This window comes from Paenibacillus oryzisoli, assembly GCF_050467285.1.
Lineage (GTDB): Bacteria > Bacillota > Bacilli > Paenibacillales > NBRC-103111 > Paenibacillus_E > Paenibacillus_E oryzisoli_A.
In genome coordinates this window covers 184238-204903 of sequence record NZ_JBCMUN010000007.1, presented here as the reverse complement: position 1 = coordinate 204903, position 20666 = coordinate 184238, and the positions used below count along the sequence as shown (strand labels likewise).

Sequence of the window (20666 nt, the reverse complement as noted above, 5' to 3'; positions counted from 1 at the left end):
TTATCCCTCTTTTCCATATAAAATCGCTCCAGCCAGCGCCATCATGCCAAGCCCTTGGGTAAATGGGGAATAGGCATAACCGATGGCATTATAATCTGTGGCTGCGGGCATGACGCAGGTGCCGCCGGAACCTTCCGTAAGCCGTCCGTCCGGGTCGATCCTGCGGTGCAGAGCGCTTACCGCCTGCAGGGCGCTGACCCGACTGGCCGCAGGAAGAACCCCACGGGACTGCCCCTTCAGGATGGCATAGGCAAAAGCGGCGGTGCAGGAAGCTTCCGGATAGGAAGTGGGATGATCCATCACCGTATGCCACATTCCCTCGGGGTCCTGAGTGGAGAGCACGCCTGCCATATGGTCAAGATAACTTTCCGCGATGGAGGCAGCGGCATCCGAGCCCTGCGTCAACTCCAGCATCTCGGCGGTAGCAGCGGCGAACCAGCCGTTGCCCCTGCCCCAAAGCACGCCCATCTGTGCGCTGTTATTTCCGTTATAGCCGTGTACAATCAACCCTGTGGCCGGATCGCGCAAATATTGGTAATGGAGTTTAAATTGTCTGGCTGCTTCATCCAGATAGCGTCTCTCGCCGGTCAAAGTGCCCCATTCCGCAAGGAACAGGCAGCCCATAAATAAAGTATCCGCCCATACTTCCCCCGGATAGCGATTCTCCGTGCAGGAGTGCTCGAAGGCGCCTTCTACAGAGCGTGGTGCATCATGCAAGCACCAGTCGGCAAAGGCGGAGCAAACTGCTGTATATTTATCGGTGCGGCGCTCCTTGATCAGCTTCAAGGCTCCGAGGAGTGGCGCCGTCGTGTTGATGCTTTTGCCGGGGGGATGCTCCGGGAGAAAACCGTCCAGCCATTCCTCCATATAATCCAGATAAAGGGTGTCCCCCAAAGCGTCGTATGCTTTGCCTAAGCCGTACAGCGCCACACCTTGGCCCCATTGCCAGACCATCATATGGGCACTGTCCTGTTCCTGCGGGCGCATGGTGTACTGGGCCAGATTGGCCAATTGCTCTTTCACGGTTGCGTCTTGCCGGTTCAACATGATTCATCATCCTTTGCCAGGCTGCCGATCTGGCAGCCGTTGATTTATGCGTTAAGTATCCGCTTTGCCGCAGCGAATGCGGACGGTTGCCTCCAGAGGGGTCAAATAGTTGACTGCGGCGCTTTGTACGCCGGGGTCCAGCCCGTCATTACGGAGAGCTTCAAAGCCGTGCTGGAAGGCGCCCCCGTCCACGGTGATCCAGTCCTCCCCGCAGCTGTAAATCAAGTGCCCGGATTTCAACCAGGAGGCATGAGCATGGATAGGCGCGAGGTCCGGGCCCTCGAGGGAGCCTTCCGAGGCGAAGGCGTACACGGCCTGGGCGAAGAGGGGAGGAGTGCCTGCCTCGACCCTGTAATGAAGATCGACGCCCGCCGGATCGAGACGGATGCCTACACGGACAGGCAGAACCGTTACATTGGTTTTGATGCGGAGCGGGATGGATTCGGCAAAGTGCAGGGGATCTGTCTGGCTGACGGCGTCCTCTTCCAGAGCGTCCCGGTAGCTGCCCTCCAGCTCCATGGACAGCTCATACGCATGGTCTCCGGTCTGCCGGATGGCGGCAAAAGGCGTTCCTGCCACGCCGAACCAGCCTAAGGCTAGCCGGACGCCCAGAAGCCGGGCTTGCCCGAACTGCAGATACAGAAATTCCGGCTGCCCGGCAATCACGGTCACGCTCAGCTCGCCCTGCCTGTAGCGGATCAGCGGAGACCCGGCATGGAAGGCGGTGCGCTGATAGGGGATGGTTCCCGTCACAGGCGCGGTCCGCTCCCGGTTCAGGAATACCTCATACCGGTCAGGCAGCGGCTGCAGGGGCAGAACGGCGTTCATTGCTTTCGGGAGAAACATCCGGTACAGCAGCGCCTCTCCTCCGGCTTGGAGAGTGAGAAGCGCCTCCCGGGCAAAACTATGAAACAGCGGATCAGCGTTCCGATCAGCCATAAGGCGGAAAGCCACATAATAGCTGGCATTCAGCCTCATGATCTCACCCCGGTCCTGTCGGCTGGAATATTCCGTGGCAATTTCCGAGCGGGGGTGAAGCATGTACTGCATCATGCGCAAATTGCGGGCAATGGGCTCATAGAGATCGTCATAACCGAACACACGGGCCGTCTGATACAAAAAAATGGAGCAAACGGCATTGTAAATAGCGTTGCTTCGTTCCGTCCATTCGCCGTCGGGGTTAATATCCAGCCCTTCGGCCAGAAACCGATCGGCCCGCTCCCGTAGCCGTTCATCACCGAACAGCTCGTATAAAAGGGCAAGAGCTCCGCACAACACCCACCGGTGATTGGGGGTATGAATGCCTCCGGCCATAAGTCCGGGAATCGTTCGCTGCAGGAAAAGCCGTAGCTCTGTGCAGGGCTCCTTTACAGCGGGATCATCCATTTTCTCCAATACATGGAGACACAACGCGGTGAAATGCACGGCAAAGCCCGTATCCGGGGGAGAGTCGATGTTGCAGTTGTGCAGGGAAATACAGCCCGAAGGCAGCTGTGCTCTTCTCAAAAAGCCAATCTGGTCGCAGATGACCCGCAACAGCCCGGCGTCCCGGTGATAGGCTGACCCAGGGTGGGCATACAGCGAAACGGTCAGGGACAGCAGGGCGTCGCTGCTTGTCAGCCCTTCGTAAGGTTTGCCGTTTCCATTCTCGGTGAAAGCGCCATGCCAGTAACTGCTCTTGTCTCGCACTTGGCTGATCTTGATCTTCCGCCAACGCGCTTCCATGACCTCGAGCAGTACAGCATCCTCATTCAGTACGGTTTGCTCCATCCTTTTCTCACCTGTCCTTATTGCTATCCGGCAGGCCGGGGGAGGGAGCACAGTCCCGACCCGGCCGCCGCCGGAAGCACGGTTTATTTATTTAAAGTCCGCTTTATTCTTCTCGTACCATTCCTGAACCTTGGCTTCGATGGCTTTACCGTTCAGCTTCTCCCACTCGCTGCGGATCTGGCTGATGCCCCACTCGGCATTCAGATCGGGAGTCATGGTCACCTTGGTGACAATCTCATCCCATTTTTTCTGGAACTGTCCGGAGACATCCGTAAACTCATCCACCGCCGGGGTGTAAGGGAAATCCTTGCGATACTTGACGCTCTTCGCAACAGTAACGGCATCTCCGACGGCCTTCTGCACCTTTTGGTCATTGGGATCGCTGCTCGCCCGGGCCATGAGAAATTCGGGTGTCAGAATTTGCTGGTGGACGATGCGGTATTCGCTGGCATAGCTGACTTCCTTCTTCAGCCTATCCGTGTCCAGCGTAACGGGAATGTTGTCTTTCAACTGGTAGTGGACGCCCTCCATGCCGTAGCTCAGGTTGTACCAGCCCTTGTCCAGCATCCAGTCCACAAATTTCATGGCCGCTTGGGGGTTCTTCATATCCTTGTTAAAAATGGTCAGCTGATAATTGGGCACCTCTTCTTGATACCCGTTCCGGCCGAACTTGGTGGCAAGAGGCGGCAGGGGAGTCAGCTTGGCATCCGGCTGGCTCTTGTAGAAGTCCACTGTCGGCCCGCCGTTGTAGGTATCGAACAGAATTCCCGCCTTGCCGGTAATCCACAGCTGTTTTTGCCGGGCCCAGTTTTTGTCCGTCACATATTCCTTATCCACCAATCCTTCGGCGTACAGGGTTTTGCGCAGAGTCAGGGCTTCCTTGTAGCGGTCGGTAAAGAAGGAGAGGGTTGCTTTGCCGTCCTCCACAAACCAGTCTCCGCCTCTGGCCATAAACAGATCATCCAATACGGCGGAATAGGCGTTGGACATGGCGATGGCGGTAGTGTCCTTTTTGCCGTTGCCGTCAGGGTCCTGATCCCGGAACGCCTTGGCTACTTCCACCAACTCCTCTACAGTGGTAGGCTGCTTCAGTCCCAACTTGTCAAGCCAGTCCTGACGAATCCAGATCATGGTGGCGGCTTGGGTGTTCCGCATGCTGGCAATCGCGTAGGTTTTGCCGTTGAAGGTGACGAAAGGCTTCAATTCCGGGTGCTTCTTGATATATTCCTTGTAGCTGGTGCTGTATTTCTCAATGTACTCATCAATGGGCTGGGCTACGCCCTGGCTGACAAACCGCGACAGCATATTCCGGTCGTAGGAGGTAATCAGCTCCGGCGCTTGCCCGGAGGCGACCAGCACATTGAACTTGTCGGTTTCCTGGTTCCGGGGAATGGGGGTCCACTTCACCTCCACGCCGGATTGCTCATTCATCCATTTGGTCCAGCGGTTGCTTTCGTAGGTGCCCTCCTCTGCCGGAACGGTTCCGCGATCATAAATGGATGCGGTAATGGCCATAGGAAGCGCCGGGGTGGAGCTGGCAGCGGCGTTTGCGCCTGCGGACGGACTGGCGTTTGCTGCGGACTCTCCCTCCTTGTCGCTTCCACAGCCTGCCACCAGCAGGATGCCGCCGAGCATCAGGACGGCCGCCGTTTTGGAACGGATTGCTTTTGAACGTTGTACAGAACAGTTTGTACTCAAAATTCGTTTGCCTCCCTCTAACTATAAAATGTATCTTTTGCCGGGAAAAGGAGACCCGTCGTCCGGGTCACCTTATTCCCTCCGGCATAACCATACAGCAGATTACTTGCACAGGGGTAGTAACATGATTATAGAACAGCTTGCCGTTTTTGGGGCTTGTCGCCACAAGTGTAACCTGCAAGCTTTTGGACTATTCGGCAAGGGCGCGTGCAGCCATGAGGCGCAAGAGCACAGCTACCGCTTCCGCCCGAGTTGCGGCGCTATCCGGATTAAACCTATCTCCGGAGCCCCCCTCCAACAGACCGGCCTGCAGGGCTTCATAAATCGCGGGTTTGGCCCAAACCGGAATCAGCTTGTCATCAGCGAAGGGAGGAGGGGAACTTGTGTTTCTCTTCGCAGCCGCCGTGTTGCCGGAAGCCCGCATAAGCAGCACCGCCATTTCCGTCCGGGTGATTGGAGCCTGGGGACGGATCGTCCCGTCTTCGTAACCCGTCACCCAGTGGGCTTGAGCCGCCAAGGTCATAGCTTGTCGGGCCCAACTGCTGACGCTGGCTTCATCGGCAAAAGTTGTCGAGGCCTCTCCCGTTTGCTCCGGCTTCAGGGCTCGAGTCAGCAACACTAGAAGCTCCTCGCGGGTTACAGGCTGATCGGGACGGAAGGTAAGATTCTCGTAACCGCTTATCAAGCCCTTTTTTACTGCTTCATGAATGATGTTTTCCGCCCAGTGACCTTGGATGTCTTGCAACCAGACGACTTCCTGTTCGGGAAGAGGCTGGTTTGGGGACTGCTGCACAGGGGGCGCGGAGCTGTCAGTTTCTTCGCCAGCCTTCGGGGCAAGAGGCGGCTCATCTGTTGCTGGGCTTTCTGCAGGAGACGGAGGGGGGCTCGCATTTTCCTCCATCGAAGGCACGGCGCCCAGATCAAGCAGATAAACCCCGTAAGGAGCGAGTTCCAACTGAGCGGCATTCGCCGTTGTTCCCGCAATCAGCTCGTTGACGATGCCGGCGGGCTGTTCATCGCGGCTCACTTGAATTTGCTTTGTTTCTCCTGTGTAGTTCACCACATTCAGCAGAAGCCGTCCTTTATGCTCCGCGATTTGCCAGCCCGCATCCCATACCAATTGGCCTGTGGCAAGGTCTGTCAATGCGACCGGAAGGGCGTTCATTTGCTCCAGCAGCGGAAGCAGCGCCGTGCGGATATCGCCGCTTCCGGCGGAGGCGGGAAGGATGACGGAGCGGCTGGCAAGCTGATCGTGTACAACCGCATTCAGAGGCTGGTTATGCTCATCTGTGGTCAGGGATTCCTCGCCGATCAGCATCACCTTGCCTCCTGTCTGACTGAAGTTGTCCACTGCGGCCAAGGTTGCTGCGCTGACCTGTGCGGCATCCGGCACAACCAGGAGGTCATAGTCAGCCAGTTTCCCGGCAACAACCTGCTTGTCCGTCACGAAGCCGATACGTTGGCCGCTGTAGGCCAACGCCTGGTATGCCCGGCGGAGCGTTTCATCATAATTGGTGTTATACACGCCGGAGGCCAGGGAATACAAGATGGCCGTCCGCGGGGCGACATTTTGCAGGGCTGTTACCTCTTCCGCCAGACGGTTGAGATCATGGTTGGTCTTGCCGATATCCACCACGACATCCGGACGGTGGAGGAGACTGCCTTCGAAGTCGCTTGAAGAATCATAGGTGCGCTCCCAGAGCCAGCTGGTGGAGGCGCTTTTGCCATGAACGGCTCCCTGCCAGAGGACGGCCCGTACCCGCTTGGCCTGCTCCGGTACATACTGGTCGTCCCCGTCCTTGATAAAGTGATGCTCCGAGTTGAAGATAGGAGCCTGCTTGAAGGAGCGCTGGAGATCATAGAAGCTTAATTCCTTGATGAAGCCCTCCGGACCATCTCCGATCAGATTGTAGGCATCATTGCCGTTGATATCGCTCAGCTCAGAGAACTGTTCATAGTCTACGCCCCAGTTCAGGTTGGACTCCAGATTGGCCATCGTTTTAACCTGAACCGGCAGATCGGGCGCCATTTCATGAATAATATCCGCCATCCACTGGTGCCAATCGGCAAAGATTCGATTATTGAAGATGACCCAATCGTAAACAACAGGCGACGGAGCGATGGCTGAAGGCATCTGTACCTCCCCGAAGGAGGTATAGGCGGTGCCGTAAATCCGGTTAAGCTCGGTTATGCTGTTTCCGTACAGCTCCTCCAGATAAGCTTGCCAGATGGGGAGATAGTACGGATTGCGGTTGGACTGGTACACGGGTTCATTGGTCAGGGTGACACTTTGCAGAGAGCTGTAATCCTTTACCAGAGGGATCACAGCCCGCAAATAGTCCTCGATAATCTGCCTGGACAAGGGATGATCAATATTGAACTTCAGAAAGCCCGTTTGGGTGGCTGCTGCTTCGGGATGCTTCTTCAGCACCCAATCGGGAAAATAGTGAGGGGAGAGCAGCAAGTTGACGGCAATATTGTTGTCCCGCGCATTTTCCAGCACCCTGCCGATGTCGTTCGCCACATTGGAGACCGCCACCACATAGTCCTTGTTCGGATCGGCTCCGGGAACCTCCGGCGATTGCTCAAATCCCGGATTGCGCACCAGGTTCACCGCGCTTCCCTGCTCTGTGACCCGGAGATCATCCAGCCACAGAGTCTGCTCGTTCTCGGAAGCCAGCATCAGGGTAAAGTTCAGCTCTGATGGGCCTGTCTGGTAAGTATAGCTAATTTCTTGCCAGTCATAGGTTCCCGCAGGCATAGATTTTCTCAGCGTCCATCCGGGGCCTCCCGGGAACCAGGCATTCTTTACATTCTCCCCCTTGACCCACACTTTGAATTCATAGGTGGTGTTGGGCTTGACGGGAATGGTTTGGCTGGCCAGCAGATATATATTGGATTGTTTGGGTGACTGGTTGACAATTTTAAGGGACCTGTTACCGCTATGGGTGACAGCTTCATCCAGGCTGATGCTCCCCAAAGCGCTGCCGCTTGTCGTAAATTCGGGGATATAGCTCATCTTGGAAAAAATCACATTCTTCGGTCCCGTCTCCACCTGAATCACATTGGCGCCGTAATCCTGAAGCTTGCCGATGTCCAGACGAACCTGGTTGAAGCCCAGATATCCGTTCAGGAAAATCGGCTGTACCGCTGTTTCTCCTGTGCTGCGCACTTGAGCGGTACCTCTGAAGCCATGCTCCGTTTGCTCCAGCGGGCCGGTGGTATAGCGGGGCGCCGCCTGAGGAGTTTGAGTGCCATTCAGATACCCCTGCAGATTCGTTTCCGCCTCCAGATAGAGGTTCTCCAGCGTCTCGGTGACATATAATGAGCGGGTTAGCCTGCCGTTGGCGGCATCCTGCTTGCCGTAGACAACAAAATCCTGCAGCGTTGCATAAATAATCCGCTCGTCATCCGTGGCCACCCCCTGCTCCTCTGCCTGCTCCAGCAAGGCCAGCAACTGCGGCAATCTGGCGGACAGCGCCTCCAGACGTACGGTCAATTCGGCTGCGCTGGTGACCACCACCACTTGCTTCCGACATGTTCTCTCCATGCCCGTATCCTGATCTGTCACCGTGGTTTCGGCCCAATACGTGCCCTTGACGGGAACGGAATACGTGCCTTCTTTGGTAAACGCCATTCCGGCAGGGATCGTCACCTCACGGTCAATGGCCAGCAGTTGGGAGTGGATCGAAACGTTCCTGGGCTCATTGCTGTAATTGATCAGATGGAGCTTGTAGGGAAGCAAGCTTCCGGTTTGTCCCTCGGCGGGAGTTTCCACCCAGAAGCTCCAAGGGTCCTCGGCGGGTACGGGGTACAGGCTTCCCAATTTCTTGCCGTCCTTGACCTTGCCAATGCCGCTGGTCCACTCCAGCCAGCCCCTGCGGCCAGCGCCGTCATTGTCATTGATTAGAGCAGAGAAGGAGATAGGCGCATCCGACGGCATACCCGACCCGAAAATCGCTTTCCACGGCAGCCGGGCTTCATAATAGGTGTCATTGCCTGTCCTGCCCGTTGCGGCAGTTACCGTTTCCTTGCCGAGGGAGGCGCTGCCATTCTTCCAACGCCACACTTGCGTTTGTCCGTTGATTAGATTAAGGCCATATTCCGCACCGTACACCCCATTTTCCCCAAAGGCAAACTGGATGCTGTCTCCATTCCACATATCGGCACCGGCTACTGTAAAGTGAGTGTTGTCCCTTACCTTGGCAGACAAATAAAAATAGTCCTGATCGTACGCGAATTTTGCGCTGGCGGACAGATCTTCCGCTCCGCTCCAACCGGCCACCTGGTTCTGGGAGGTGCCGGAGGCAGGCAAGGCAATTCCGGTATAGCTGTCCCAATCCCCCAGGCTGCCGTCAATGGCAATCCCCTGCGCCTGAAAGACGGGAGCATGGGTGCCGGAGCCCAACTGCTGGAGGAACGAGCTCCGCCCTTCCAGGATTTCTCCGTCCACGCCTGTGCCGCTCTCTGCCTGCTTCATCCGCACGGCGCTCACCTGATCGACGAGATAGCTGACAGAGGTTCGCCCGTCCCAACCAGCAACGCTTGCGCCAGTTTTGGCATACAGCGCGATCTGCACAATTCCGCTCCGCATGGCGGAGGCGGCAAACTCCAGCGTCACTCCGTTCCACTGTCCGGCGATCAGCTTGGGCAGTTGCAGCTCGGACACAGAACCGGAGGCATCCGTCAGTTTCAAATAGACAGGCTCAGTGCCGGAGACCGTCTGAGACAGCGGATAGACATCCATTGTAACCGTTGTCATTTTGGCCAAGTCCAAGGGCTGAGACAGATTCAAAACCATCCCTGTCTGGTTGGGCTGGCCCGTTCCATTGGTGAAGGTGAGTCTGGCGGCCTGCGCTCCCTCTGTCATGGTCGCATAGACCGCTTCGACCGTTGTCATGCCGGCCAAGCCTGTCGGCGTCCAGGCGGTCAGCGTTTCAAAGCCGTCAAGGGGCTTGATTTCCGCAATGCTGTCAAAGTCTCCATTCTGAAGAAGATTGGACTCTGTGCCAGCCTCCTTCAAGGCGATGTCATCCAGCCAGACCGTTGTTTTGTCATCCACCACAATGCGGACGGTGAGCGAGGTCTCGTTGGTTCCGGTGGTGTAGGTTTGCGAAACCCGCTTCCAGTCAAACGTTCCTGTTCCCAGAGGGGTCCTTGTTCCCCAATTCACCATCATGTTGACGCCTTTTACCGCTGTGCCCTTGCCCCATAGGCTCAGTTCATAAACCGTATTGGGCTTGACTGCTACCGTCTGGGTTATGTTCAGATAGACCTCGGACGCCTTCGCTGATGTATACGAGATTCGCAGCGAATGTTCTCCCCCATGGGCTTGCGCAGTATCCAGCCCGAGATTCGCAGCCGGAAGCCCTTTGTAAGTGAAGGACCATGCAGGAATAATCCGACTCGTATCTGTCTGAAGAGACGCATGGGCAACGGAGGCCGAGAGCCAGCACGGGCCCGCCATCCCCAGCAGCAGTGCAATGGACAAGAACCATAAACTTACCTTTTTACCCATCTTTTTCCCTCCCGAATTGATATTGTTGCAGCCTTTCCTGACCGGACCATCGGAGCCCCCTTTCGTAACACGGATGGAAAGACCCGTCGAGGAAAAACGTGTGCATACCTCTCCCGACACTCCACAATGTAGGCTAATCCTTGAAAACCGTGTAGTCGCACTTTACTTTCAAAGCTTGCCGAATGCCGGATTTGCCGCGAAGCACTGAAAATGCAAGTCCGAGCGTAAACTGCAAGTTGCCTTGGCCAATTGCGGGAATTATGATAGATAAAGCGACAACATGAGGGGGGCGGCAACAGGTGAGGCGGAATATGGCATACAAGATCCAGATGATTTACGCTTCACTATTCATTCTGATTATCGCCAGTACGGTGCTAGTTTCATATATGAGCGGCACGCAGCGTCTGGAACTGGAAGTCGTCAGTTCCAATCTGCAGATGCTGAACCAGATCAATAAACGGATGGAGAGCACGCTGTCGGAGATCGACCGGGCTATCATTCAGATGCTGCAAACAGGGGAAGCGGCTTTTTTCTTCAATACGCCCCGCTCAAGCAATCCTGACTATCTGATCAGACTGGATGGCATCCAGTCCCAGATCGGCGGGCTCAAGCGCTCGTATCCCGCCATTCAGTCCGTGTATCTGTATTCCCGGGCCAACGAAATGCTCCTGTCCGACGAGCTGTATAATCCTACCTCGGAGGAGGCGGACAAGAATTGGATCAGCACGTTTTACACGGAAAACTTCTATTACAAATGGTTGGTGAATCCCTCTTTTAAGGAAAAATCCGTCAACCGCCATACCATTACGCTGATTCGGTTCTACCCCATGACGGAAAAGCCGGAGAACCGCACCGGGGTTATCGCCATCAATTTACCTGAAGCTATACTGTCGGACATGTTCTCTGATCTGCAGTTCGGCGACGGCGGCAATGTGCTGGTTACGGACGAGCAGGGAACCATTCTGTCTCATACGGATAAATCCCGCATCGGCCGGAATATCGCCGAATACAAGCTTGACGGGCAAGTATTGTCCCAGAAGAACAGCGGCTTCATCAGGCAAAAGAACGGCAAGGGTTCGGAGTGGGTGTTCTATAGTTCTTCTTCCTACACCGGGTGGAAGCTGATTTATGTCGTGTCTCAGGGGCAGATGAGCGGCCTGTTCCTCGCCGTCCGCAATATTCTCCTGGTTCTGGCAGGCGTCATGGTGCTCCTGTCAGTGGGGTCCGTGACGCTGGTCAACCGGACATGGTTCAGTCCCATGGAGCGGTTCATTAATAAGGTGGAGTCCCTGCTCGGCAAACGCGAGGGGGAGCTTGCGGCAGGCGCAGGGAGTCTGCGGCGGGATTTCAACGGTCTGGAGGGCAAAATTCACGACGTGCTGGTCGGCTACTCCGATGCGGTACGCCAGATTCAGGAGAGCAAGCCCGCGCTGAAGCTTCAGATTCTGTTTGACGTCGTCACGGGTCATCGAACCCGGTATGATCTGGCCAAGCCCTATTTTGACCATATCGGCCTGGAGCTTTATTCCGATCATTATATCGTGATGCTGGCGGAGCTGGACAATAAGGCCCTTCTGGAGAAAATGTCCGATCTGAACCCGTATCTCTACGCAGTCTGCAATGTGGCGGAAGAGCTGATGAGAGAAGGGGGGGAGGCGCTCAAGGGCGGAGCTGTGCAAATTAACGAGTACCAGGTGGTGATTTTGGTCAGCTTCCGGGATGAGGATGCCTCTGCGAATATGGAGCAGGCTGTGACTTTCGCACAGTCGCTGCTGAATGCCGTCCAGACGTATATTAAGCGTTCCCTAAGCATCGGCATGGGGGCATACAGCCGTCGGTTTGAAGACATCAAAGACTCGTACCAAGTCGCTCAGGCGTGCATCCATTACAAAATGGTGACCGGGCCGGGTACGATTATTACCGGAGGCGACATATCCGTGTTGGACGGGGTGGGTTTGATGGAACTGTTCGATCTGGCCGACCAATTGCAGGAGGCGGTTTGGCAGACGAATCCAGACAAGATGACGGAGCTGCTGTCCGCCATATTCGCTCTGGCCGCGCAAAGCCGATTGACCGACAAGACCATGGTGCAATTCGCCCTTCAGCTCATTTACCGAACCGGCAAAAAAGTGGCGGACCCGGCTCTTTTGGAACGCCTTCAGTCCGACCATACCGGAATTGAGGGACGGCTGACCCAGGCCGGAAGCCTGTCGGTCATGCAGGAATATTTGCTTGAGTTGATGACGGATATGGTGGAGGCATTAGTTGAAAAGCGTAACTCCAAAACCAAAGCGGATGAGCTGGTTGCCCGCATTATGGCTTATATTTCCGTGCATTATAGCAACAGCGGGTTGTCCTTGAATCTGCTGTCAGAGGAATTCGCCATCAGTTCCAATCATTTAAGCAAAATATTCAAGCAAAGCACCGGCGTCAATTTCGTGGACTATCTGATTGACGTACGGATGCGGGAGGCCCAAAGGCTGCTGCTTGAAGGCAATGCGACAGTCAACCTGATTGCGGAGCAGGCAGGCTACACCAACGTCACCAGCTTTATGCGGAGCTTCAAAAAATATGCTGGTATGACGCCCTCGGAATATCGGCAGGCGGAGCGGAAGTATTGACCTGCTGTCCATGTCAAGCTCATCATGCAGTACCCAAGGCTGCCGATCTCACTGTATCGGCAGCCTTTTGCTTGTGCCGTTCTTGCTACAGACGATGGGCTTTGCGGTATTGCATGGGAGCGACCAGGCAATCGTTCAAATGCTTGCGCCTGAATCAGCTTCGTTGCCTGTTGAATCATCGCGTCAATTAATAACAAATCACCTATTGACAGTGAGGATAGGTTATTCTAATATTATAAATGAATGAACCGTTCATTCAATTATCATGAGAGAGGATTTGAAGCCAATGCATACAAGAGATGAAAGTTGGACTGTGGAAGGCAAGTACGTTATGATTACCGGAGCAACAAGCGGCATCGGTTTGGCGGCAGCTAAAGAGCTTGTAAGCCGCGGTGCCAATCTTGGGATCGTCGCACGCAACCAGACCAAAGCTAATAAGGTTGCGGCTGAACTGAGGGCGTTAGCGAAACACGAAGCAACAGTAGATGTTTTTATAGCCGATATGGCTTCTCAGGCGTCGATTCGAGAAGTCGCTACGGACATTCTGAATAGATGGTCAAGGCTGGATATTCTAATCAACAACGCGGGCGCGATGTATGTTACCCGCAAGCTGAGTATTGACGGCATCGAGATGACGTGGGCGGTCAACCATTTGGCTCCCTACCTGCTTACGACGTTACTTGCAGACCGAATGAAGGAGAGCGGTCACGCTCGGGTGATCACAACAGCTTCGCACGGACACAAAATGGCGAAGAGGGGAATCCGGTTCGACGATCTTAGCGCCGAGAAGCTGTACAGCTTTCCGCAAAATGTGATGGGCGGTGCCAATTTACGATATGGAGAAACAAAGCTTGCCAATATCATGTTCACGGCTGAAGTGGGCAAGCGCTTGGAAGGGAGCGGCATCTCAACAGCTTGTTACGATCCGGGACTTGTCTCGACGAACTTCAATCAAGACAACGGTTGGTTGGCCCGTTTGACAATGAGCGTGATGAAACGATTCTCCCGCACCGCTGAGAAAGGTGCTGAAACACTGGTTTGGTTGGCGGACTCCGATGAAATGACTTCTGCGACCGGCCTATACTACAAAGATAAGCAGTCCGTTGTCCCTTCCGAACAAGCTCGGGATGAGAAAGCCGCCGAACGCTTGTGGGAAGTAAGTGCCGCACAAATTGGTTAATAAATGGAGCGTGAATGAACATTGAAACAGAACAATGAAACTAAAGTGGAGGCCCTATTTGACGAAAGAAGAGAACAGATTAAGAAGGCTGCTTTGAAAGTGTTTGCTAAGCATGGGATCGATGGAACCAAAATGAGCATGATTGCTGGGGAAGCGGGAATCAGTCAAGGTCTTTCCTACCGTTATTACGCATCTAAAGAAGAAATCTTTACCGTTTTGGTAGAGGAAGCGCTCGAAAATGCTCACCTAGCACTTGTGAATCTTGGTAGTCTTCCCGGTTCGCCAAAGGAGCAGTTAGCAGCGATTACCCGGAATATGCTGGACGAAGAGCATAAGCATTATTTCATGCTGCTGCAGCACGCGAGGACATCGAAGGAGGTGCCGATGCAAGCCAGGGAGGCAATTGAGCGATACGGTCCGAATGACACCCTAGACCTAATCGTACCCATTTTTGTCAAGGGACAGCAGATGGGAGAGTTCACCACGGGCGACCCCCTACGAATATTATTTCTCTATTTCTCCGTGATTACCGGACTTATGCTTCAAGATTCGGAACCGACCCAAGGCTATTGGCTGCAGGAGGTCGACCGTCTCATGAAGCTGCTCTCTCATTGATAGGAGAAAGCGGGTTTTAGCCCATTTGCTCATTTTCTTTCGCAATGCTTTTTCTATTGTGTTAAAATAACCCGATAATACTTCATATCGCTGAGGTGGTTCGGATGCTCTTGCGTGGGAAGTCCCGTACAAACCATGTGTTCAAACGCTTTATGATCTCCTTCTTATTCATGTTGATCATCCCGATCGTGCTGTCGAGCTTTACCTACTACGAAGCGGTTCAAATCGTAGAGACGCAGTCCCGTGAAGCCAAGCTGTATGTGTTGGAACAAGCCCGGGATTTGCTCGACAAACAGTGGACGGATATGGACGAGGCAGCGATTAAACTGTCCTACGATTCACGTTTGATGGGGCTGTTTTATTTGCGCAAGCCGCTTGGCAACTCGCCTGAACTCTTTGACATTTGGAATTATTATAAAGACTTTCATTCGTCGGCTATAACTGGAAGCGCATTCACGAATACCTTTTTCGTTGTGCTGAAAAATAGCGACCTTGTGTTCTCCAAAGTCCAAATGACCGACTCGTCAAAGACCTTTTATGAAGACGAGTTTCATTACGAAGGCATGTCGTACGAAGAGTGGCATGCCTTATTGTTCGATAAGCCGCACTTGCGCGACATGCTCCCTTCGCGGAACGTATGGGTGAGCGGGAAAGAGACATCCGGCATCACCTACATGACATCCCTGCCGCTAGGCACGAACCAGGAGATCCAGGCCGTGGTCGTATTCGCGATGGAGGATAAGGATATTATGAAGCTTATCGGCATCGACGGAACCGAAGGATCCGATGAGACGGAAGGTCAGACGTTTGCCATTTTGGATGACAAAGGTGAGGTTGTCACCGCAAGTGCGGACATTCCGATTCCGGCGAAAATCCGCAGTGCGACCGAGCAGCACGGCTATATGCATGCGGCAGTGGAGGGAGAAGATCACCTTTTCGTCTACACACGGTCGGCTTACAACAACTTGACCTACGTCGTGTCCTTGCCGATTGAACAAGTGATGGGCAAGGTCAATTACATCCGCACGATTGCTCTGTCTGTCGCCGCAGCAACGCTCATCGTGGGCACGATCATTTCCTTGTGGATGGCTAACAGGCACTCTAAGCCGTGGAAAGATATTGTCAAGGTCCTCAAAGCGTTCTGGGGCAACGACCAGTTCGGCAGCAAGTCGGAACCGTCCGATGGGCCGAATGAGGTCGATTATTTACAGACGAGCATTACCCGGCTAATCGATAACAATCAATCGCTGCAGCACATGCTGCAGCGACAAGCAGAGACGCTCAAAAACGTGTTCATCGAGCGTCTGTTCAAGGGCGAGTTTGAGGACCGCGCACAGATGCATGCGATGCTGGTTCATGCAGGTCTCCAGATGCACGGGAACGGTTTTGTCATTGCTGTACTCCATATTTATAAACAAAACGAAGTGCTTGGTGCAAAGAGCTTGGAAGAATTGAATATCCTCCGGGCCGTGATCGAGGGGATTCTTCGCGATCACCTTCAGGAGAGAGGCTACATTCATACGATGCACGAGAATGAACTCGCGATCTTGATTCGATCCCATGCGATGGACAAGAAGGCGTTTGTTGGCGACCTGGACGACCTTTTCCTCCAGATTAACCGGGACATCAAGGAGCGGTACGTCATCGTACCGATGATTGGTATCGGCAGCATCTATGAGGATTTGCTCGATGTGCATTATTCTTACCAGGAAGCGAAGCTGGCGGTCACGGACAGCCATGTGGCAGACAGCGGCAAGTCGGCGATCGGATGGTATGCCCAGATGGCCAAAGAGCAGACGGGCTATTATTACCCGACGGAAGTGGAGATCCGCCTTATGAATGTCATTAAGGCGGGGAACGCCACGGAGCTTGCGCATATTGTGCAGCATCTGTACAACGAGAACTTCTTGACCCGGACGTTGTCTGCCGGCATGAAGCAGCATCTGTTCAGCGAGCTGCAGGCGACGGAGCTTAAGCTGAAGGAGGAGATTGGACATCACGTTCTCGTGGAGGAGAACGACGCTGATTTCGCGCTGGATCTCTCAGGCGCCGAGCCAAGCCTGCGAGACATTTTTCTTCAATTCCATCACCTCTGCAGCTCGAACGAGAGAAACAAGAAGAGCCGAAACACGCATCTCCTGGACAAAATCGCGGCGTATATCAACGATCATTTTCAGGATCCGAACATCAGCTTATACGCGATTGCTTCTCATTTTAATTTATCGGAATCGTACTTGTCGCAGTTCTTCAAAGAACAATCCGGGGAGACGTTCAGCTCGTACCTGGAGCAGCTGCGTATTTCACTTGCCTGCCGATTAATTGCAGAAGGTTCGTTGTCCATTGACAATATCGCGGTACAGGCAGGCTACAATAGCACGCATTCATTCCGCCGAGCGTTCAAAAGGACGATGGGCGTATCTCCATCGTCCTATAAGGACATGCAAAGTTAATTGGTATTCGCTTTGTTGTATGCGTCCGTCCGCAGCTTCACGACTTCCGGCAGGCCGGCTTTGTTCGCAGCGTCCATGAACTTCTTCCAGTCGGCATCATTGGATGGGTCGAGCGCACCCATAATGAATTTCAGCCAGTACTCGTCGCGCACCCCGTTCAGTGTCGTTTCAAGGCCAACCAGTTTCTTGCGGTCCGCGTCGCTTAATTGCAGGATTGGCTCGATGGGCCCGTAGTAATTAGGCTTGGCCGGGATGACCTTGCTCATTTCCAGCTTCGCTTTGTTGAAGGTTTGGTCAAAAGTTTTGTAAGGCCTAATAAAGCCGCCCAAGCCGATGACCCCGATATTGATGCCGTAGTTCGCCAGCTTTTCGCCCTGTGCCTGGACAGGCGTACTCATGGTTGGTAAGAACGTAGGAACGCCGTCCTTCTTCTCGTACGTAACCCCTTCCTTGCCATACGTGTACCAGAGCTGGCCTTCATCCGAGACGGCCCAGTTCAAGTAATCAAGCAGACGGTCGACCTTCTCCTGGCTTGTGCCTTTCTTGATCGCCGGTCCCCAGAACGAATAATACGATTCTTTCTTGTAAATCGTCTTGTTCGGGTCGCTGGACGGATGGTCGTAATTGTCGACCCACGCCCATTTGGCGTCGGGAGCGGCGGCCTTTTGCTGTCCGTCCATATAGGAAGGATCGTTGATCGTCTGCGCAATGACGTGATTGCCTTGAGCAATCAGTTTGTTGGTCTGGTCGGCAGTGGCTGTGGCGAAATCTTTCATGAGCAGGCCGTTCTTATACATTTTGTTCAGGAATACAAGAATATTGCGGCTTTGGTCGGTAGCAAGCGGATAAGCATAAAACTGTTTGGTGGCCGGGTCCACATAGGAGTTCCAGGTGAGCAGCAGGTCAGGAAAACCGAACATTTGGAAGAACGTGCTGACGGCCCACAGCGGCGACGACGAGTTGCCTGGCACCACGAACGGAATGAGACCCGTTTTGTCTTTGATCGTCTTGAGCGTATCGATCATTTCGTCCGGCGTTTTCGGGAATTTCAAACCGTATTTGTCGAAAAGATCCTTGCGATATTGCCATGCCGTCTGCACCGGTATCGTCCGCTTATTCGGCAGGAAGTACAGTTTGCCATCAGAGAAGCGCGTCGATTTGAGTACGGTATCCCATTCTTCGTCGCTCCAAATTTTCAGGTAATTCGGCAGCTTTTGCTTGATTTCGTCCAGTTCAAAGGGGCGCAGGTAGCCCGCTGACATCCATTCGATCGATTTCCATTGATCGCGGGAGTAGGGGATGAACTCGGGGCCGTCTCCGGTGGAGAACAGCAGGGTCGTCTTGGTCGCCCAGTCGTTGCGGCTGTAGTCCTCTGCCTTGAACACAAGGTTGAATTTCTCTTTCAACATCTTTGCTTCCAAATCATCCTTCACTGTCGAAGCATCCAATATCGCTCTGGACACGGTAATCGTCAGTTCCTTATCGTATTTGCCAGTAGATGCGGAAGATGCTGCAGTTGGCGAGGCGGACGGCGGCGTGTCGCTGCTCTTGGAGCAGCCGACGACAAGTGTGAGCGGCAGGACGATGGCTACCACAAGTGTAAACGGTTTTTTTAACATGTGTAATTCCCCCTTGGTTTCGTAATCTTCGCAAGCTCAACCTTTTAACGAACCAATCATGACACCTTTGACAAAATATTTCTGAATAAAAGGATACAAAATCATCATCGGACCGATGGACACGAACAACGTTGCGTATTTGATCGACGTTACGTCAGTAGAAGCCATCTCGCTAGCCGACGCTTCGCCGGCCTTAATGGATTGCATGAGCAGTTCCGAGCGGATGATGATCTGTCGCAAAACCATCTGCAGCGGGTATTTATCCGTATCTTTCAAGTATAGCAATGAGGAGAACCAGGCGTTCCAATAGTTCACGGCATAGAAGAGACCAATGGTAACCAACGCCGCCATTGATAAAGGCAGTGTGATGCGTATGAAAATGACAAGATCGTTGGCTCCGTCCAAGTAAGCGGATTCATTTAGTTCTTCAGGAACCGATTGGAAGTAAGACCGCATGATGATCAAGTAATACGTGGATACGGCCGTTGGCAGGACGATGGCCCAGAGTGTGTTGTACAAGCCCAAGTTTTTCACGAGTATAAAGTTGGTAATCATGCCGCCGTTGAAATACATCGTGATCAGTACGAACACCATGTAGAAACGGCGCAGCGTCAGTTTTTTTCGCGAAATGGCGTAAGCGAGCGAGGTCGTGAGCAGCATGCTGATCGCAGTGCCGATAGTCGTATAGACGACCGAATTCAGGAAAGAAAGAGGGACGGTTTTGGCTTCCCAGATGAGACGATATGCTTTTAGTGTAACATCCACCGGGAAAATCGTCACTTTGCCGAGATTATAAGCGGTCGGACTGCTGAGCGATGCGGACAATACATAGAGCACCGGGTAAATGGTCACGATCAGGATCACAATCATGACGGCATGCACCGCAATGTCCAATATTTTGGACGATAACGAATGATCTCGGATCATAGAATCACCTCCTTCGATTTAGAATAAGCTGTTGTCGGTCGTCTTCTTCACGAACCAGTTGGCGCTTAGCAGCAGAAAAATGTTAATCACGGAGTTGAAAAATCCAACCGCTGTCGCGAAGCTGTACTCGCCGAACTCGAGACCGCGACGGTACACGAACGTGCTGATCACATCCGATACTTCGTACGTGACGGGAGACTGCATGAGCAGGACCTTGTCCGCGCCGAGCGACATCATTTTGCCGATCTGGAGCAGCAGCATGATCATGATCGTAGGCTGGATTGCCGGCAGAGTAATGTGCCAGATCATCTTCACGCGACTTGCCCCGTCCAGCGAGGCGGATTCATACATATCCGGGTTGACGTTCGTCAAGGCGGCGAGGTAGATGATCGCGCCCCACCCGAGCGTCGTCCAAATATCGGACAGAATGTACAATGGCCGGAACCATTCCGACATTCCCATGAAGTTGATCGGTTCCATATGGAACACTTTGACGAGCAGCATATTGAACGGACCATCCTGGGGCGAGAGGAACATGAACAGCATCCCGACGATCGCCGGCAATGAGATGAAATGCGGCAAATAGCTCACCGTCTGCACGAAGCGCTTATAGAAACGGCTTCGGATCTCGTTCAGGAAGATGGCGAACAGGATCTGCAGCGGAAACACGAACAATAATTCGAGAAAGCTGAGCAGCAACGTATTGCGGATGACCCGCCAAAAGTACATATGCTGGAAAAACGCTTTGAATTGATCAAAACCGACCCAAGTACTGCCCCACACCCCTTTCATCGGCTGAAAATCTTGAAACGCGATCAGGATGCCATACATCGGAACATAATTGAAAATCAGATAATACAGAACCCCCGGCAATGCCAATAAATGAAGATACTTTGAGCGCGCCCACCCTTTCTTGAACGCAGATGCCCAGCTGCTCCGTCTTTTTACCGGATTCTTGACAAGGGGCGCAACATGATTCACTTGCTTCAGCTCCTTTCATTTCGCATGATGATGCACTTCTTGTACGGGAGGCCGCCATGTCGTTTCGACTTGTGACAGCGTTTCCATCAGCGCTTACCGCCATCTTACAAAGCCCATTGCAAGTGCACAAGGTACATCTCATAAGCGGGGTACTATTCATTAGATTCCATAAGGGAAGGCCCCTTTTTCTAAAAAATTGTACGGTGCCCGCAGCAGATGGAAGTGGTGTGTACGGGCGAA

Annotated in this window: 11 protein-coding genes; 4 read left to right on the top strand and 7 right to left on the bottom strand. The window is 53.6% G+C overall.

Annotated elements, in window-relative coordinates:
* The 4 genes from ABE504_RS13430 to ABE504_RS13415 form a co-directional block, all read right to left on the bottom strand.
* Positions 1–1047, bottom strand: coding sequence for a glycoside hydrolase family 88/105 protein (locus ABE504_RS13430; RefSeq protein ID WP_430089064.1), 1047 nt, complete (start codon positions 1045–1047; stop codon positions 1–3).
* Positions 1048–1098: 51 nt separating this feature from the next.
* On the bottom strand, positions 1099–2817 hold the full coding sequence (locus ABE504_RS13425) for a hypothetical protein (protein WP_430089061.1): 1719 nt from the start codon (positions 2815–2817) through the stop codon (positions 1099–1101).
* An 87-nt stretch (positions 2818–2904) separates the two neighbouring features.
* Positions 2905–4515, bottom strand: coding sequence for an extracellular solute-binding protein (locus tag ABE504_RS13420; protein ID WP_430089058.1), 1611 nt, complete (start codon positions 4513–4515; stop codon positions 2905–2907).
* Between the two features lie 190 nt (positions 4516–4705).
* Positions 4706–10033 carry an S-layer homology domain-containing protein gene (locus tag ABE504_RS13415; RefSeq protein WP_430089057.1) on the bottom strand — a complete coding sequence of 1776 codons (5328 nt, stop codon included), beginning with the start codon at positions 10031–10033 and terminating at the stop codon, positions 4706–4708.
* A gap of 311 nt (positions 10034–10344) precedes the next feature.
* Here ABE504_RS13415 and ABE504_RS13410 point away from each other — a divergent pair, with 311 nt between their 5' ends.
* From ABE504_RS13410 to ABE504_RS13395, 4 genes are all read left to right on the top strand, one after another.
* Positions 10345–12654, top strand: a complete 2310-nt coding sequence (locus ABE504_RS13410) for a helix-turn-helix domain-containing protein (RefSeq protein WP_430089054.1) — start codon at positions 10345–10347, stop codon at positions 12652–12654.
* 286 nt (positions 12655–12940) lie between these two features.
* The gene (locus ABE504_RS13405; RefSeq protein ID WP_430089051.1) at positions 12941–13834 is read left to right on the top strand and encodes an SDR family oxidoreductase; all 894 of its coding nucleotides are present in this window, start codon (positions 12941–12943) and stop codon (positions 13832–13834) included.
* 21 nt (positions 13835–13855) lie between these two features.
* The gene (locus tag ABE504_RS13400; RefSeq protein ID WP_430089049.1) at positions 13856–14449 is read left to right on the top strand and encodes a TetR/AcrR family transcriptional regulator; all 594 of its coding nucleotides are present in this window, start codon (positions 13856–13858) and stop codon (positions 14447–14449) included.
* A gap of 110 nt (positions 14450–14559) precedes the next feature.
* Positions 14560–16899 carry a helix-turn-helix domain-containing protein gene (locus ABE504_RS13395; RefSeq protein ID WP_430089046.1) on the top strand — a complete coding sequence of 780 codons (2340 nt, stop codon included), beginning with the start codon at positions 14560–14562 and terminating at the stop codon, positions 16897–16899.
* Here the strand turns inward: ABE504_RS13395 and ABE504_RS13390 are convergent.
* The 3 genes from ABE504_RS13390 to ABE504_RS13380 are packed head-to-tail and all read right to left on the bottom strand — an operon-like array spanning position 16896 to position 20426.
* On the bottom strand, positions 16896–18518 hold the full coding sequence (locus ABE504_RS13390) for an extracellular solute-binding protein (RefSeq protein ID WP_430089043.1): 1623 nt from the start codon (positions 18516–18518) through the stop codon (positions 16896–16898). The genes ABE504_RS13395 and ABE504_RS13390 overlap by 4 nt on opposite strands.
* A 36-nt stretch (positions 18519–18554) precedes the next feature.
* The gene (locus ABE504_RS13385) at positions 18555–19445 is read right to left on the bottom strand and encodes a carbohydrate ABC transporter permease (protein ID WP_430089041.1); all 891 of its coding nucleotides are present in this window, start codon (positions 19443–19445) and stop codon (positions 18555–18557) included.
* Positions 19446–19463: 18 nt separating this feature from the next.
* Positions 19464–20426, bottom strand: a complete 963-nt coding sequence (locus ABE504_RS13380) for an ABC transporter permease (RefSeq protein WP_430089038.1) — start codon at positions 20424–20426, stop codon at positions 19464–19466.
* Between the last annotated feature and the right edge of the window lie 240 nt (positions 20427–20666).

Excerpts from the sequence above, each read along its gene's own strand:
- ABE504_RS13430 (WP_430089064.1), bottom strand. The coding sequence starts at position 1,047 with ATGTTGAACCGGCAAGACGCAACCGTGAAAGAGCAATTGGCCAATCTG.
- ABE504_RS13425 (WP_430089061.1), bottom strand. The coding sequence starts at position 2,817 with ATGGAGCAAACCGTACTGAATGAGGATGCTGTACTGCTCGAGGTCATG.
- ABE504_RS13415 (WP_430089057.1), bottom strand. The coding sequence starts at position 10,033 with ATGGGTAAAAAGGTAAGTTTATGGTTCTTGTCCATTGCACTGCTGCTG.
- ABE504_RS13410 (WP_430089054.1), top strand. The coding sequence starts at position 10,345 with ATGGCATACAAGATCCAGATGATTTACGCTTCACTATTCATTCTGATT.
- ABE504_RS13405 (WP_430089051.1), top strand. The coding sequence starts at position 12,941 with ATGCATACAAGAGATGAAAGTTGGACTGTGGAAGGCAAGTACGTTATG.
- ABE504_RS13390 (WP_430089043.1), bottom strand. The coding sequence starts at position 18,518 with ATGTTAAAAAAACCGTTTACACTTGTGGTAGCCATCGTCCTGCCGCTC.
- ABE504_RS13385 (WP_430089041.1), bottom strand. The coding sequence starts at position 19,445 with ATGATCCGAGATCATTCGTTATCGTCCAAAATATTGGACATTGCGGTG.